The 13,535-nt window shown below is 67.6% G+C and carries 13 protein-coding genes; 6 read left to right on the top strand and 7 right to left on the bottom strand.

The window, feature by feature from the left end:
* The first annotated feature begins 69 nt into the window (after window positions 1-69).
* Window positions 70-1,188 carry a site-specific integrase gene (locus C8K36_RS13045; RefSeq protein ID WP_107985185.1) on the top strand — a complete coding sequence of 373 codons (1,119 nt, stop codon included), beginning with the start codon at window positions 70-72 and terminating at the stop codon, window positions 1,186-1,188.
* Window positions 1,189-1,227: 39 nt separating this feature from the next.
* On the opposite strand, the gene C8K36_RS13050 is transcribed toward C8K36_RS13045, so the two are convergent.
* Window positions 1,228-1,641: a RidA family protein gene (locus C8K36_RS13050; protein WP_107984922.1), complete on the bottom strand. Its 414-nt coding sequence runs from the start codon at window positions 1,639-1,641 to the stop codon at window positions 1,228-1,230.
* 81 nt (window positions 1,642-1,722) lie between these two features.
* Between C8K36_RS13050 and C8K36_RS13055 the strand changes: the two genes are divergently transcribed.
* Entirely contained in the window at window positions 1,723-2,100 is a 378-nt protein-coding gene (locus C8K36_RS13055; protein WP_107984923.1) for a winged helix-turn-helix transcriptional regulator, read from the top strand.
* A gap of 234 nt (window positions 2,101-2,334) precedes the next feature.
* Here C8K36_RS13055 and C8K36_RS13060 read toward each other — a convergent pair whose 3' ends face one another.
* The 5 genes from C8K36_RS13060 to C8K36_RS13080 form a co-directional block, all read right to left on the bottom strand.
* A complete protein-coding gene (locus tag C8K36_RS13060) occupies window positions 2,335-2,709 on the bottom strand; it encodes a PPOX class F420-dependent oxidoreductase (RefSeq protein ID WP_107984924.1) in 375 nt (124 codons plus the stop codon).
* A gap of 46 nt (window positions 2,710-2,755) precedes the next feature.
* Window positions 2,756-3,235: a hypothetical protein gene (locus tag C8K36_RS13065; protein WP_107984925.1), complete on the bottom strand. Its 480-nt coding sequence runs from the start codon at window positions 3,233-3,235 to the stop codon at window positions 2,756-2,758.
* Between the two features lie 118 nt (window positions 3,236-3,353).
* The gene (gene dacB / locus C8K36_RS13070) at window positions 3,354-4,967 is read right to left on the bottom strand and encodes a D-alanyl-D-alanine carboxypeptidase/D-alanyl-D-alanine endopeptidase (protein WP_107984926.1); all 1,614 of its coding nucleotides are present in this window, start codon (window positions 4,965-4,967) and stop codon (window positions 3,354-3,356) included.
* A 79-nt stretch (window positions 4,968-5,046) separates the two neighbouring features.
* On the bottom strand, window positions 5,047-6,384 hold the full coding sequence (locus C8K36_RS13075; RefSeq protein ID WP_107984927.1) for an FtsX-like permease family protein: 1,338 nt from the start codon (window positions 6,382-6,384) through the stop codon (window positions 5,047-5,049).
* Complete coding sequence (locus C8K36_RS13080; RefSeq protein WP_219910009.1) at window positions 6,381-7,154, bottom strand: ABC transporter ATP-binding protein; 774 nt, start codon at window positions 7,152-7,154, stop codon at window positions 6,381-6,383. The genes C8K36_RS13075 and C8K36_RS13080 overlap by 4 nt, the downstream gene beginning before the upstream one ends.
* Window positions 7,155-7,262: 108 nt before the next feature.
* On the opposite strand from C8K36_RS13080, the gene C8K36_RS13085 reads away from it, so the two are divergent.
* From C8K36_RS13085 to C8K36_RS13095, 3 genes are all read left to right on the top strand, one after another.
* A complete protein-coding gene (locus tag C8K36_RS13085; protein WP_107984928.1) occupies window positions 7,263-8,447 on the top strand; it encodes a sensor histidine kinase in 1,185 nt (394 codons plus the stop codon).
* 37 nt (window positions 8,448-8,484) lie between these two features.
* Window positions 8,485-9,147: a response regulator transcription factor gene (locus C8K36_RS13090; RefSeq protein WP_107984929.1), complete on the top strand. Its 663-nt coding sequence runs from the start codon at window positions 8,485-8,487 to the stop codon at window positions 9,145-9,147.
* 131 nt (window positions 9,148-9,278) lie between these two features.
* A complete protein-coding gene (locus tag C8K36_RS13095) occupies window positions 9,279-10,355 on the top strand; it encodes a metallophosphoesterase (RefSeq protein WP_107984930.1) in 1,077 nt (358 codons plus the stop codon).
* Window positions 10,356-10,386: 31 nt separating this feature from the next.
* On the opposite strand, the gene C8K36_RS13100 is transcribed toward C8K36_RS13095, so the two are convergent.
* Window positions 10,387-12,696, bottom strand: coding sequence for an FHA domain-containing protein (locus C8K36_RS13100; protein ID WP_107984931.1), 2,310 nt, complete (start codon window positions 12,694-12,696; stop codon window positions 10,387-10,389).
* A gap of 190 nt (window positions 12,697-12,886) precedes the next feature.
* Here C8K36_RS13100 and C8K36_RS13105 point away from each other — a divergent pair, with 190 nt between their 5' ends.
* A complete protein-coding gene (locus C8K36_RS13105; RefSeq protein ID WP_107984932.1) occupies window positions 12,887-13,528 on the top strand; it encodes a dihydrofolate reductase family protein in 642 nt (213 codons plus the stop codon).
* Window positions 13,529-13,535 lie beyond the last annotated feature (7 nt).

Consider the following 13,535-nt stretch of genomic DNA (forward strand, 5'->3'; position numbering starts at 1 on the left):
GACATCGTCGTGTCCGCACCCGCACTGCCCGCCGTTCCGGATCGTTCGACGCTTCGGACGATCCCCGAGATGGAACCTGCCGCCCCGGTACTGACGGCGTCGGCGGAGGCGCGGATCATGGCGGCACTCGAGCAACGGCACGCGCCGTCGACGGTCCGGAACTACCGGGGCGACTGGGACAAGTTCCGCGCCTGGTGCGCCGAGCGGGGACACGTGCCGATGCCGGCGCACCCGCACACCGTCGCCGACTACCTCACCGAGCACGCCGACCGGCGCACCGATACCGGGGACCGTGTCTACGCGACGAACACCCTTACCCGCTGGGTGGCGTCGATCAACTACTGGCACCGCGCCTGTTCGCGCCCGGCCCCCGGCGGCACCCAGATCGTCAAGGACACGTTGGCCGGCATCCGCCGGACGTACGCCGCATCCGGGGAGCGCCCCACCAAACGGGTCGCGCCCCTCCTCGGAGACGAAATCAGCTACATCCTCGCCACCATGCGCGAGAATGCCGACACCTGGCAGGGCCGGCTGCGTGAACGCCGCGATTCGGCGGTCATCCTGCTCGGATTCCTGGGGGCGTTCCGGCGCTCCGAGCTGTCCGGTCTGCAACTGCGGGACATCACCCTGCACTCGGAGGACGGACTCCACATCCTGGTACGGAGATCGAAGACCGACCAGATCGGCGACGGCATGGTCAAGGCCACGCCGTTCGCTGTCGGTCACCGCGCCTGCCCACCGTGCGTGTACCGGCGCTGGCTCGACGTCCTCCTCGCCCACCATCGGGGCGGCCGTTCTGCTATCGCCCAGCTACTCGATAGCCCCGGAGCATTCCGTACCCACGTCTGCCATGTCCCCTACCCCGATCTCGATCCCGGCGTGGCGGCCTCACCGGTGTTCCGGCCGTTGCGCGTGAACGGGAACATCGGTGACAGCGCCCTCACCGGGCAGGGCATCCACGGGGTGATCCGCCGCGCCGCCACCGATGCCGGCCTGACGCCCGCCAAGATCGCGAAACTCGGCGGGCACTCCCTGCGCGCCGGGTTCGTCACGCAGGCGTTCCGGAACGGAGCGCAGGCTCACGAAGTCATGCGGCAGACCGGGCACAAGAATCCCGCCACCCTGGAAATCTATGCGCGCGAACACAATCCGCTCACGGGGAACGCGGTCGCCGGTTTCGACCTGTAGCGCTCGGGCCCAGACTTCCCGAGTGGGCACCCGGCAACGTCAGTCGAGGATCGCCGTCGCCTCGATCTCGACGAGGACGTCCGGTTCGAACAGGTAGTCCACGCCGATGAGCGAGGCGGGCGGCATGGGCGACGGCAATCCGATCTCCGCGGCGACCCGTTCGACACCGGCCATGAGTTCGGAGATCTTCTCGGGCCGCCAGTCGGTGACGTAGAAGGTCAGTCGCAGGACGTCGTTGAACGTCGCGCCGGCGCCGCCGAGCCCGGCTCCCGTGTTGCGCAGCGCCTGGACAACTTGCCGGGCCAGATCATCCGGGGCCACGGGAGTGCCGTCCGCGAGGCGAGCGATCTGCCCTGCGACGTGCACGTGCCGGGTACCTGTGCCGATCGCGACGTGGTGGTACGGGGTGGGTCCGGTCATGCCTGCAGGGGTGGTGAGATACCGAACGGTCATGAGTGCTCCTCGCACATCGATTCAATGGGGTATCTCAGTGATACTTGGTAACCGAAGGACACTTCAACGAGACTAGGTAGCGTGCGCGATACCACCGACATCGCTTCCGGCGACTTGACCGTCACTCCTCCGCATCGTGAACTTCTCGATCAGGTTCTCGACAAGTGGTCCTTGGCGGTGCTCAACGAACTGTGCGACCACCCGAGCCGCTTCAACGAACTACGCCGCGCGATTCCCGCCGTCACGCAGAAATCGCTGACCGCGACACTGCGCCGCCTCGAACGCAACGGGATCATCGCCCGTGAAGTACTCGACGCCCGACCCATCGCCGTCGAGTACCGGATCACCCCCCTGGGCAAGACGTTGCGGCACCCCGTCGACGTCCTCCTGGCCTGGGCCGATGCCCACATGCCGGCGATCGAGGATGCCCGCACCCGATTCGACAGCGAAGGTGACTGAACCGACGGTTTCCGCCGAACTACAGGGTCGTCGACCCGAAGATCATGCCGAGCGGAACCAGGATCGCGGCGGCAGCAATGGCCAGTGGGTTTCCGGCGAGCATGCCGTCGCGCAGCCGATTCCCGACCTGAGCTGCAATGGCGCTCGATCCTATGATGTGCCTTTCCCTAGATACTTCAGATACTTCGGGTATGTCGCTGAACACCCTGTGAATCGGTTCGTCTCCCAGCCGCGTTACTGCGTGACCGCCAGGCCGATGGTCCCCTTGCGGCCACGTCGAAGAAGACTGCCCTTCATGGTGATCCAGCCGAGGATCCCGTACTTGCGGGCGATGACGTCGCGCGCATGTTCGGTGTCGGCGTCGTCGAGAACGACTGCGGTCGCGTCGATCTGCGGGCCCGTCGGGTTGCCTCGCACATCGCAGGCGCCGACGGTGACGCGCGATCGGTTCCGGATCCGCTTGACCTTCCACGAGTCGGTCACCGTCCACATCAGCAACCGGTCGCCGTCCATCGCCGCCCACAGCGGCGTCGGTACGCCCGAGCCGTCCTTCCGGAATGTGGTCAGCAGAACGTATTTCGAGGCACCGATCTCGCTCAGCGTGGTCATGCCCGCCAGGGTACGTGGGAAATCGGACTGAAAGTCACGCGATGACTCAGCCCTCGGGCTGCTGCGTGTCATTGCCGCTCGTGCCGTGATTGCGCGCCTCGATCGCTTCGACGGACTTGTCGAACTGCTTTCCCAGAACGCGGGTGCCGAAGAGCCCGAGCACGCCGGCAAGCAGACGGCCCCGCAGATTCTTACCGTCACGGACGACCAGTACGTCGACGTCGGTCCCACCAGTCGGTGTCTGCGTGAGGTTGTAGGTGTGGCCCGACGCGCCGCCCCACAGGTTGGAGTCGGTGGTCGTCATCACGACGTGATGCGGGTCGGCCCAGTCGTAGTGCAAACGCTCCCAGATGCCGCTCGAACCCTCGGTGACGTCGGCATCGTGTGGTCCTTGGTTGTGCACCTCGAGATAGCTGTCAGCGCTGTTTCCGAAGACTTCCTCGCGGCCCGGCCCGAAGTCGGTGAGACCCGCAAGGACCTCCTCGGGTGTCGCGTTGGTCGTCTTGTGGAGGTGGATGGTGGTCATGACGTTTCCCTCGACAGGTCGATGGTCCGATCCGGTCCTGAATGGACACGGTGACCTATCCAGGACACCACGCGCGCGAGGATCGAGGAAGAGGGACGTCCATGGTCTTTCCCTCGTGTCAGCGCGTTCGATAGATCGCGGCGGCCATCGCGCCGAGCAGCTCGTTGGCGTCGAGGGCCAGGTCGATCGCGTCGTTCACCGAATCGCTGGGCACGACGATGTCGTTGAGGTAGATCGCGAACACCAGTCGTCGGCCGCTCTGCGCATCGATGTACCCGGCGAGCGCTTTCGTCGTGAGGGCGAGCTGCCCGTCGAGCGCACCGATCAGCGTCCCGGTCTTGGCCCGAATGTTTCCCGCAGCCGGATCGGTGCGATCGATGACGTCAGAGAGGGATCCGTCGATGCCCATGGCCGGCATCGAATCGTAGAAGACGCCGAAATCGTCCCTCTGTGCAAGCAGGCGAAGAAGTTCGGTTTGCGCGATCGGTGCGGCGCTGTCGCCTGGAAGGCCTTGGGCGTCGACGAGAACGAAGGACTCCGGATCGATACCGGCGTCGACGAGGATGTCGCGTTCGATGGTCATTCCGTCCTCGTAGGTGCGGAGTCCTCGTTCAACTGCCATCAGTGGGGCTAGAAGGTTCGCGCCGAGGTTGTGGCTGACTTTGTTGATCAGCGTGGCGTATTCCCTGAACGGCGGCGACGTATGGATTGCGGCTACGGGCAGTGCGGCAACTTCCGGCGAGCTCGGGAGGATGCCGTCGGGGTTGGTGCCCGATGCCGGGGCGGTGGTGGTGATCCCGTTGCGGGCCAGCGCCTCGACGAGCAGGGTCCGTGCGAATGCCGGCGGATCGGGAACCTGGTAGGTCGCCACGAACGGTGCCACCGCATCGGCGGGCACCGTGCCCCGCACAAGGATGCGCCCTGTGCCATCGCTGTCGACGGTCACAGACGGTGCGGTTCCGGCAGCTGTGGTCGTGACATCGGCATCGACGGTGAAGGCCGCTGTTTTCGGACGCCAGTCGACGGCGGCCGGCCTGCCGGGCTCGTGGGGTGTGACGAGCAGGTCGACAAGGTTGTCGTTGACAACGATCGGAGTGATCGGCACTCCGCCGATCGACACGGGGTCCCACAGGCGGTCGTCGATGATGACGTCGCCGTCGATGTGCCGAATCCCGCTGGCAGCGACCTGGCGAGCAAGTTCGTTGATCCCCGCGAGCGGATCTTGCGGGGTGATGGTGGCCATTCCGGGCACGGCATTGGCGTCGTAGTGATCGAAGTCGGGAACTGCGAGAGAGCCCTCCGCGGTCGTCCGTCCGCCCAGTGTGAGGTCGCCGCTGGCCACCATGATCAGGTCACCCGACAGGCGACCCTCCGGCGTGACCACCCCGGTGTGCACGATCGGGGTTCGGAAGCGGTGGTCCCCACCCAGGACCTCGAGTGCCGAGGCGACGGCGAATGTCTTCGCAGTCGATCCGGTCAAGAACGGCGATTCTGCGTTCAGTGACTCGAGGACCTCACCGGATTCCTGGTCGGCGACCAAGATCCCCCAATCTCCCGCATCCCACGGATCGGCGTCCATCAGTCGCTGCAACCCGTCGCTCACGCCTGACGCCGCTGCGGCCGTACCCGAGGATCCGTCGTCGGCTGGACTCGAGCACGCCGCAATCGCCGATGCCGCCACGATCGGTATCGCGATGATCGAGGTGAGTCTGGTGCGGTGCCGCTTGAACATGGAGATTCCATCCTCTCGAGATGGGAGTTGGGTTCGGTGATGACTTTGGTGGCATCACAGGGGCTTTCGAGATCGGGACTCAGCCGCGAAGTGCACGGGCGACGTCGATCCGCGACGTTCTGACAGCGGGCCATGCCAGCGCCAGGCACGTCGTGATCAGCGTCGCGGCGGCCAGACCAGCCAGCATCGGCCAGGGCAGGCCACCCACTACGCCGCCGACCGATGTCCGCGCGCCGACGGCGATGGTCCAGCAGGACACCAGGAGCGTGACGAGGCCGAAGAGGATCGCGGTCACGGCGTAGATGACGCCCTCGTACACGGTGGATCGGGCGATCACTCCGGGTCGGGCCCCAGCTGCACTGATGAGGGCGGAATCCCGACGACGTTCGCGACCGACCAGCGCGATGACGGTGAGCCCGCCGATCCACGAGACCACGAATACCCATCCGAGCACGACGAGCACGTCGTCGAGTCCGGTCGAGCCGCCGGGCATCGCGTTGCCGATCACCATGAAGAGGCCCACGATCGACAGCGCCAGAGCGAATGGGAGGACGGTGGTCACGCTGCGCGCGGCGCGGGCGCGGCAGGAGTGCACGGCCAATCGCCAGGCGATATCGGCGGCCGGCACCAGCGCGGTCCACAGTCTCATCAGCGGCGTGAGTACCCACGGCCCCATCAGGAGCAGAAGGCACACCAGGAAGAGGTTTCCGGCGAAGGCGAACGCGGTGCGCTGTTCGGGTCCGCTGAGCTCGAAGCCCAGACCCGGGATCCACATGCCGATCACGCCGGCGAGCAGACCGAGCGCGAGGATGCTTCGCCCGATGCCGGGCCGGGCCGGGGGCTCGGCGGTGTCGCGGAAGGCGCGCATTTCGGGGGTCCTCGCCGCGCGTCGGGCCGCAGCCCACCCACCCATCAGGGGTGGGACGATGCCCGCGACCAGCGTCGCACCGAGGTACCACGGCTCGAAGCCGACGTAGGCGCCGTGCAGGTCGAGACCGGTGTCGGTCCACTGGCGCAGTGTCGCGCGGGCCACGACGAGTGCGAGCGGCAGCGCGAGCAGACCGGCAGTCAATCCCAGCACCAGCAGTTCGGTGACGAGCACGCGGCGCACCCGGCGCCGCGGGATGCCGAGGATCACCCACAGTGCGTGCTCGCGCCGTCGGGTGGTGAGAGTGAGGCCGACGGTGGAGGCGACGACGGCGACCGCCGCGAGGACGGTGAAGAAGACGATATTGCCGCCCAGGGCGATCGTTGCCTGGGTCATGTCGGCGTCGCCTGCGGCCTGCGCCGAGCCGATCGCGGTGAGCATCGCGATCACGGCTCCGGCGCCGCACGCACCACCGACGGTGGCGCACAGGACGGTCCACAGCCACATCGCGGACTGGCTGCGGATGTCGGCGAGAACGAGGCGGATCATGCGAGCGCGTCCTCTGCGGTGGCGGCCTGGGCGTCGAGGATGGCTTCGCTGACAGCCAGGCCGTCACCGCCGGGAAGCATCGTGTGAACGCGTCCGGAACCCATGACGACGACGTGGTCGGCGCGGGCCGCGGCGTGCGGGTCGTGGGTGACCATCACCACCGTCGTGCCCTGCGCGGGCAGGGCCTGCAGCCAGTCGAGCACCACCCGGCCCGACGCGAGGTCGAGCGCCCCGGTGGGCTCGTCCGCGAACACGATGCGCGGGCGGTTGGCGACAACGCGGGCGACGGCCACGCGCTGGCGCTCGCCGCCGGACAGCCGATCGGGTCGACGTCCGGCATGTTCGCGAATGCCCAGTCGGTCCATGGCGTCGCGGACCCGGGCTCGCGGCACCTTGTGACCGGCGAGGCGGGCCGGAAGCGCGATGTTCTCTTCGACCGACAGCGAGCTGACCAGGTTGTACTCCTGGAACACGAAACCGATGTGCTCACTGCGAAACGCTGCGCGTCTGCGGGCGCCGAGGGAACCGAGATCGGTGCCGAGCACCTCGACGGTGCCGCCGGTGGGCACCTCGAGGCCGGCCGCGCAGAACAGCAGGGTGGATTTGCCGGACCCGGATGGGCCGACGATCGCGGTGAGTCGACCCTCGGGGATGTCGAGATCGATGTCGTGCAGCACGCGGGTGGATTCACGGCGACGACCGGGAACGGGAAAGTCCATGCGCAGGCCGCGCAGCCGGAGACAGGGGGTGGTCGGGGCGTCGTGTGGCATGAATCCATTCGATCGGTTTCGCGCCCGGCAAACACTGGTGCTGTCTCCCCGAGAAGGTAGAGCGAGCACTACCTTCTCGGGGCCCGGAGTCTGGCAGAGTTCGATGCCATGTCGTCCTCACGCCTGGGCCGCAGGGTGGTGCTGGAGATGGCCGCCGCGGCGCTCCTACCGTTCCTGCTGGTGGGCGTGGTGTTGGTGCCGCTGCTGCCGATCACTGCGGTGGTGGTCGCCGAACTCGACCGCATGCGCGCCCGCGCCTGCGGTGCGGCGAGCGAGCCGCTGCGTCCGAGGGACGAATCGTGGTGGCGCTGGATTCGCGCGCGAGTGCGGACGTCCGGACTGTGGCGCACCGACCTGCCGGTGTTGCTGGTGGCGGTCGTGCTGTCGGTGTTCTCACTGCTGATCGCCTTCTTCGGTTTCATCGGTGCGTTGGTTCTCGTCTTCTCCCCCGTCTTCTGGGCGTTCGGCATCGCGGCGCAGGCGGGCCCGTTCACCCCGTCCTCCGCGGGACAGTCGGTGGCTGCGGTGCCCTTCGGTTTCGTGTTGGCGGTGGTGACGGCGGCATTGCTGGCGGGAATCTCGTCGCTGCGCGACGTGGCGCTGCTCGGGTTCTCCACCCAGCGCGACCGCGATCTCCAATCACAGCTGCGCGACCTCCGCAGCAGTCGTGCGTCGTTGACCGAGGCGTTCGAACTGGAGCGGCAGCGCATCGAGCGGGACCTGCACGACGGCGCGCAACAGGACCTCGTCGCGGTCGTGCTCAGTCTGGGGATGCTCGAGGCGGCGGCCGAGTCCGGAGCCGACAACGAACGCCTCAGGGAGTTGGCCTCGCGTTCGCAGGCTCAGGCCGAGCGTGCCCTGGAACGGCTACGCGAGACGGTGCGCGGCATCCATCCCCGTGATCTCAGCGATCTGGGTTTGGTGGCGGCCGTGCGCGAGTTGGTCTCCCGGTCGCCGCTGTCCGTCGAGTTCGTGGCGGAGGGCGACGACGCTTCCCTGTCCGCCCCGATCGCGGGCGCCGTCTACTTCACGATCTCGGAGGCGCTCACCAACGTCGTCAAACATGCCGCGGTCGACCACGCCCGGGTGGAACTCCAGTGCACGCCCGAGGGGGTGACGGCGAGGATCGTCGACGAGGGCGGTGGCGGCGTCGAACTCGGTGAGGGACGCGGCACCGGCCTGGTGGGGCTGCGCGAGCGGATGCGCAGTGTCGGCGGCGAGATTCGGGTGGTGAGCCCGACCGGCGTGGGAACTACGGTGGTGGTGACGGCCCCCGCCGAACCGCCGTGGTGACGATTCGGATCCGAGCACGACGAGGAAATGTGCAGCCATGAGAATCGTGCTCGCCGACGATGCCCCGCTCATCCGGGCCGGGATCAAGGAGATCCTGGTGGCCAGCGGGCACGATGTGGTGCGCGAATGCGACGACGCGCCCTCGCTGGTGTCGGCTGTCGACGCCATGGCCGCCGCCGGTGAGCTGCCCGACCTGGTGATCACCGATGTACGTATGCCGCCCGAGGGCACCGACGACGGCCTGCGAGCCGCGATGGAACTGCGGGCGCGCCATCGTCAGTTGCCGATTCTGGTGCTGTCGGCCTACGTCACCGGGCCCTATGTCAAGGAGCTGCTCAACGGGCCCGGCGCAGACGGTGTCGGCTATCTCCTCAAGGAGAAGGTCGGTCGCGTCGGCGACTTCCTGCGTGCGGTCGAGACGGTGTCCTCCGGCGGTGTCGTGGTCGACCCGGAGGTGGTGCGCCACGTCACTCGGCCGGAATCCTCGTCGGGGCCGCTCGGCAGGCTGACGGCAAGGGAGAGCGAGGTGCTCGCGCTGATGGCCGAGGGCAAGTCCAACGGGGAGATCGCCGACGCGCTGTTCCTGTCGAAGGCGGCGGTGAGCAAGCACGTCGCCAATGTCTTCCTCAAGTTGGGACTGCCGCCCGGGGAGGACAACCGCCGGGTCAAGGCGATCCTCACCTGGCTCGAGCATCACTGATTGGCCCGTCCGCCGGTTGAATATTTCGTGAATATCGCTGCAGATATTGCTGATTCGGGCGTTGTCTGGCTCGTCGTGCGGTTTGCTGGGACGGACTTCCCGACATCCTGGACATCGACGAGGAACACCCCGTGACCGAGTTCTACCCGATCGACCGCCGCCGTTTCCTCGCCGCTGCCGGCATGACCGGTGCGGCCGTCTCGCTGGCCGCGCTGGCGCCCACCGCCGCAGCCGCTGTCCCGGGCGCGGTGCCCGCCGGCGGCAAGCACCCCTTCCCGACAAACTCGAACGTCCGCGTGCTCGTCACCGGCGACGCCGGAACCGGCACCCAGGCGCAGTGGGCCGTCGCGGACGCGATGCGCAAGGTGCACGGCGCCGAGCCGTTCGGGATGGCACTGGGGTTGGGCGACAACATCTACGAGGCCGGGCCGAACGGTGACCGGGACGTGCAGTTCGCCACCAAGTTCGAGGATCCCAACCACGGACTGGACTTCCCGTGGGTGATGGCCCTCGGCAACCACGACAACACCGCCCTCTTTCCCGGCGACGGCGGCTGGCTGCTGCGCGGCAACGACGAGGTGGGCTACCACCAGACCTCCCGCAAATGGTGGATGCCGTCGCGGTACTACTCGGTGCGGGTGCCCGAGGAGAATCCGGTCGTCGAGTTCTTCGTCCTCGACCTCAACCCGGTGGCTGCCTATCTGCCGCCGCTGTTCGTGCCGTACTGGGCGGCCGACGGGCAGTTCATGAACGAGCAGCGCGCCTGGCTGGACGCGGCGATCGAGGCGTCCCCCGCCAAGTGGAAGATCGCGTGCACCCATCACCCGTACCTGAGCAACGGCTCGCACGGCGACGCCGGTGCGTACGACGGGATCCCGCTCGAACCGATGAACGGCATCCACGCCAAGCGCTTCTACGAGGACCACGTCGTCGGGCGCTGCCAGTTCGTCCTGTCCGGCCACGATCACACGCTGCAGGTCCTCGAACCGACCATGGCGTCCAAGGGCACCCGGCAGGTCGTCTCCGGCGCCGCCGGAAAGAACAGCCACGGCAAGTCCACGAGTCCCGAGCGCGCGAATCTCTACCAGAACTTCGACGACGTCGGCTTCATGACCATGGACCTGTCGACGGACTCGGTGCGGCTGCGGGCGTACACCGTGGACATTTCGACTGCGGCACCGACACTCACGTTCGACCGCCGACTATAGGACGGCAGCGGTTCGCAGAGCTCGACGACTTCTACCGACGGCGGAGCCGGAGCCGGCTGTAGGTGAAGACCGTGAGCACGCAGCTGATGAGCACCAGCATGGCGATGCTGAGCAGCCACCACGATCCGGTGTGCTGCCACAGCGAGTCCGGCTCGGTGCCGGTGGCATTCGTGACCAGGTCCACCGTCGAGGCGGCCGCCGCGAACCCCCAACGTGACGGAAAGAGCCACGCGACCTGTTCGAGCCCGGCGCGTCCGGTGATCGTGATCAATCCTCCGCACATCACCAGCTGCGCCATGATCGTGACCACCAGCATCGGCAGCACCTGCTCACTCGAACGCGCCACCGACGACAACGCCAAACCGAGCACGACGCAGGTGCAGGTAGTGGCGGCGATGTCCACGATCAGTTCGACGGCGCCCGACGGGAGCACACTGCCGTGGCCCGGGAACCCCTTGCCCACGTAGACGATCAGCACCATGATCACCGACTGCACGATGCCGGCTGCGCAGAACACGACGATCTTCGCCGTCAGGTAGGCGGACGGCAGCAGCCCGGCGGCACGTTCTCGCTGATAGACCATGCGCTCGCCGACCAGGTCGCGGATGGTCAGCGAACAGCCCATGAAGGCGGCACCGAGAATCAGCACCACCAGGATCTGGGTGAGTTCGCCGGATACGTCGGCACCGGACTGACCGAACCCGGTGTCGCCCGGCACCAGCAGGGCCAGGCCGCCGAGCACGAAAGGCAGCAGGGACAGGAACACCAGATAGCCCCGGTCGGCACGGATCAGTCGAACCTGGCGGCGGGCGACGGTGCTCAACTGCTCGAGTCGGGACGTGTGCGCGGGGCGCCCCAGAGGCCCGGGTGGGCTCGGCGGCGGCGCCGCCTCGGGGCGGGAGGCGCGATACTCGGCGAACACCCCGTCCGGGTCGGAGGCGACACGGGCGAAGATGTCCGCCCAGTCGGTGCTGCCGAGTGCGCTCCCGACTCGGTCGGGCGGTCCCACATACGCGGTCTTGCCACCGGGCGCGAGGAGGAGGACCTGGTCGCACATCTCGAGGTAGGACAGCGAATGCGTGACGATGACGACAACGCGGCCCGAATCGGCGAGGCGGCGCAGCGTCGCCATGATCTGGCGGTCGAGCGCGGGGTCGAGACCCGACGTCGGTTCGTCGAGGATGAGCAGGGAAGGGCCCGTGAGCAACTCCAGCGCGACCGATGCGCGTTTGCGTTGCCCGCCCGAGAGGCGATCGACGCGGGTGTCGGCGTGCTCGGTCAGTTGCAGTTCGTCGAGTACCCCCGCGATCACCGCTTCCCGGTCGGCCCGGGTGGTGTCCGGTGGCAGTCTCAGCTCCGCGGCGTAACCGAGGGCCCTCCGGACGGTCAGCTGCCGATGAACGACGTCGTCCTGAGGGACCATGCCGATGCGGGAGCGCAGTACCGAATAGTCGGTGTGCACGCTGCGTCCGTCGAACTCGACGACGCCCTCCGTCGGTCCTTCCGCACCGGAGATGATCTTGGCGACGGTGGTCTTTCCCGCGCCGGAGGGCCCGATCACCGCGGTGAGACTGCCGGGTCCCGCCGTGAACGTGACGTCCTCGAGTAGTCGTCGCCCACCTTCGATGGTGAGCCCGACGCCGTCCACGCGTAGACCGCCGACGGTCGTGGCTGTCGCCTGCCGTGGAACGAGACGGCCTTCGTGCACGCTGAAGTCGGTGTTGCCGATCGTGACGACGTCGCCGTCGGTCAGCCGTGCGCGCGTCACCCGGGTGCCGCCGACGAACGTTCCGTTGACGCTTCCCAGATCGTCGAGTTCGAGGCCGGACGGCACGTCGTGGACTATCGCGTGACGGCGTGAGGCCAGCACATCGCGGACGACGATGTCGTTGTCGGGGGCCCGTCCGATCGTGAGGGCTCCGGCGGGGACGGTCTCGTGCGGGGTCGGGGGCGGGGCGATCGAATCCCCTACCTCGATCGTCGACTCGTCCCATCGACTGCCCACGTCCTGTCGCGTCGCGTCGGGGTCCTCGATCGAGATCCGCACGGTGGGCCCCTCGACCGCATCACCCAGGCGGACGAGCACAGTGTCCGTGACGGGTACTTCTTCTCGGCGCTTGCCGGCGACGTAGATCCCGTTCTTGCTGCCGGAGTCGACCAGTTGCCATCCCTCGTCCCACCGGAGCTGCGCATGCTCGCGCGACACCACGGGATCGACGATCGTGATCTCCATCTGCGGGTCGCGGCCGATGCGTATCGGTTTGCCCGCCCTGTAGCTTGCGCGGCCCTGTGCAGTCTCGACCACGACCCGCGGGTACTCGCTTCTCGACCAGTCGTCCATCGCCACGGCCTCCGGTCAGCATCAGGCGTCGAGCGTCGACTCCTCCATGGTCGCACCCACGCCCCGGGATCCGTCGACAGAACGAGCACTCTCGTATCCTCGCCGCCAGCCTGAACCCGCGTCCTGATGAGTTTCGTCGACGCGGCGAGTCTGCCTTCTCGTAACACCACACTGGAGAGCGGAGCATCACGTGAGTCAACAGCTGAAGGTCCAGAACTTCAACGTCTCGAGCGACGGCGTCGCCTGCGGGGAGAACCAGACCTTCGAGCGCCCGTTCGGCCTCGATCCCGGTGCGATGTTCGCCTGGGCGGGCGCCACTGCGAGCTGGCCCATGCGGACCGATGCCGGCGGCACCCGCGGCCTGGACGACTACTTCACCCGCGACTTCTCCCACAACATCGGCGCCGAGATCATGGGTCGCAACAAGTTCGGGCCGCAGCGCGGCGCGTGGGAGAACCTCGACTGGGAGGGCTGGTGGGGTGAGGAGCCGCCGTTCCACACGCCGGTCTTCGTCGCGACCCACCACCCCCGGCCGTCGATCACGCGCGGCGAGACCACGTTCCACTTCGTGGACGACAAGCCGGCCACCATCCTCGCTCAGGCGAAAGAGGCTGCGCAGGGGAAGGACGTCCGACTCGGCGGCGGGGTCACCACGATCCGGGAGTTCCTCGACGACGACCTCGTCGACACCATGCACGTGGCCGTCTCCCCGATCACGTTCGGGACCGGACTGCGCCTGTGGGACACCCCGGACGAGCTGCTCGACCGCTTCCATTTGGAAACAGTGCCCAGCTCGATCGGGGTGACCCACCACCTGTTCTGGCGAAAGTAGCCGGTCG

Origin of the sequence: Rhodococcus sp. OK519, assembly GCF_003051005.1 — a bacterium.
GTDB lineage: Bacteria > Actinomycetota > Actinomycetes > Mycobacteriales > Mycobacteriaceae > Prescottella.

Bases quoted from the DNA above. Each gene is read 5' to 3' on its own strand.
- C8K36_RS13045 (WP_107985185.1), top strand. From the start codon at position 70: ATGGAACCTGCCGCCCCGGTACTGACGGCGTCGGCGGAGGCGCGGATC.
- C8K36_RS13050 (WP_107984922.1), bottom strand. From the start codon at position 1,641: ATGACCGTTCGGTATCTCACCACCCCTGCAGGCATGACCGGACCCACC.
- C8K36_RS13060 (WP_107984924.1), bottom strand. From the start codon at position 2,709: ATGACCACGCTGAGCGAGATCGGTGCCTCGAAATACGTTCTGCTGACC.
- C8K36_RS13065 (WP_107984925.1), bottom strand. From the start codon at position 3,235: ATGACCACCATCCACCTCCACAAGACGACCAACGCGACACCCGAGGAG.
- dacB (WP_107984926.1), bottom strand. From the start codon at position 4,967: ATGTTCAAGCGGCACCGCACCAGACTCACCTCGATCATCGCGATACCG.
- C8K36_RS13075 (WP_107984927.1), bottom strand. From the start codon at position 6,384: ATGATCCGCCTCGTTCTCGCCGACATCCGCAGCCAGTCCGCGATGTGG.
- C8K36_RS13080 (WP_219910009.1), bottom strand. From the start codon at position 7,154: ATGCCACACGACGCCCCGACCACCCCCTGTCTCCGGCTGCGCGGCCTG.
- C8K36_RS13085 (WP_107984928.1), top strand. From the start codon at position 7,263: ATGTCGTCCTCACGCCTGGGCCGCAGGGTGGTGCTGGAGATGGCCGCC.
- C8K36_RS13090 (WP_107984929.1), top strand. From the start codon at position 8,485: ATGAGAATCGTGCTCGCCGACGATGCCCCGCTCATCCGGGCCGGGATC.
- C8K36_RS13100 (WP_107984931.1), bottom strand. From the start codon at position 12,696: ATGGACGACTGGTCGAGAAGCGAGTACCCGCGGGTCGTGGTCGAGACT.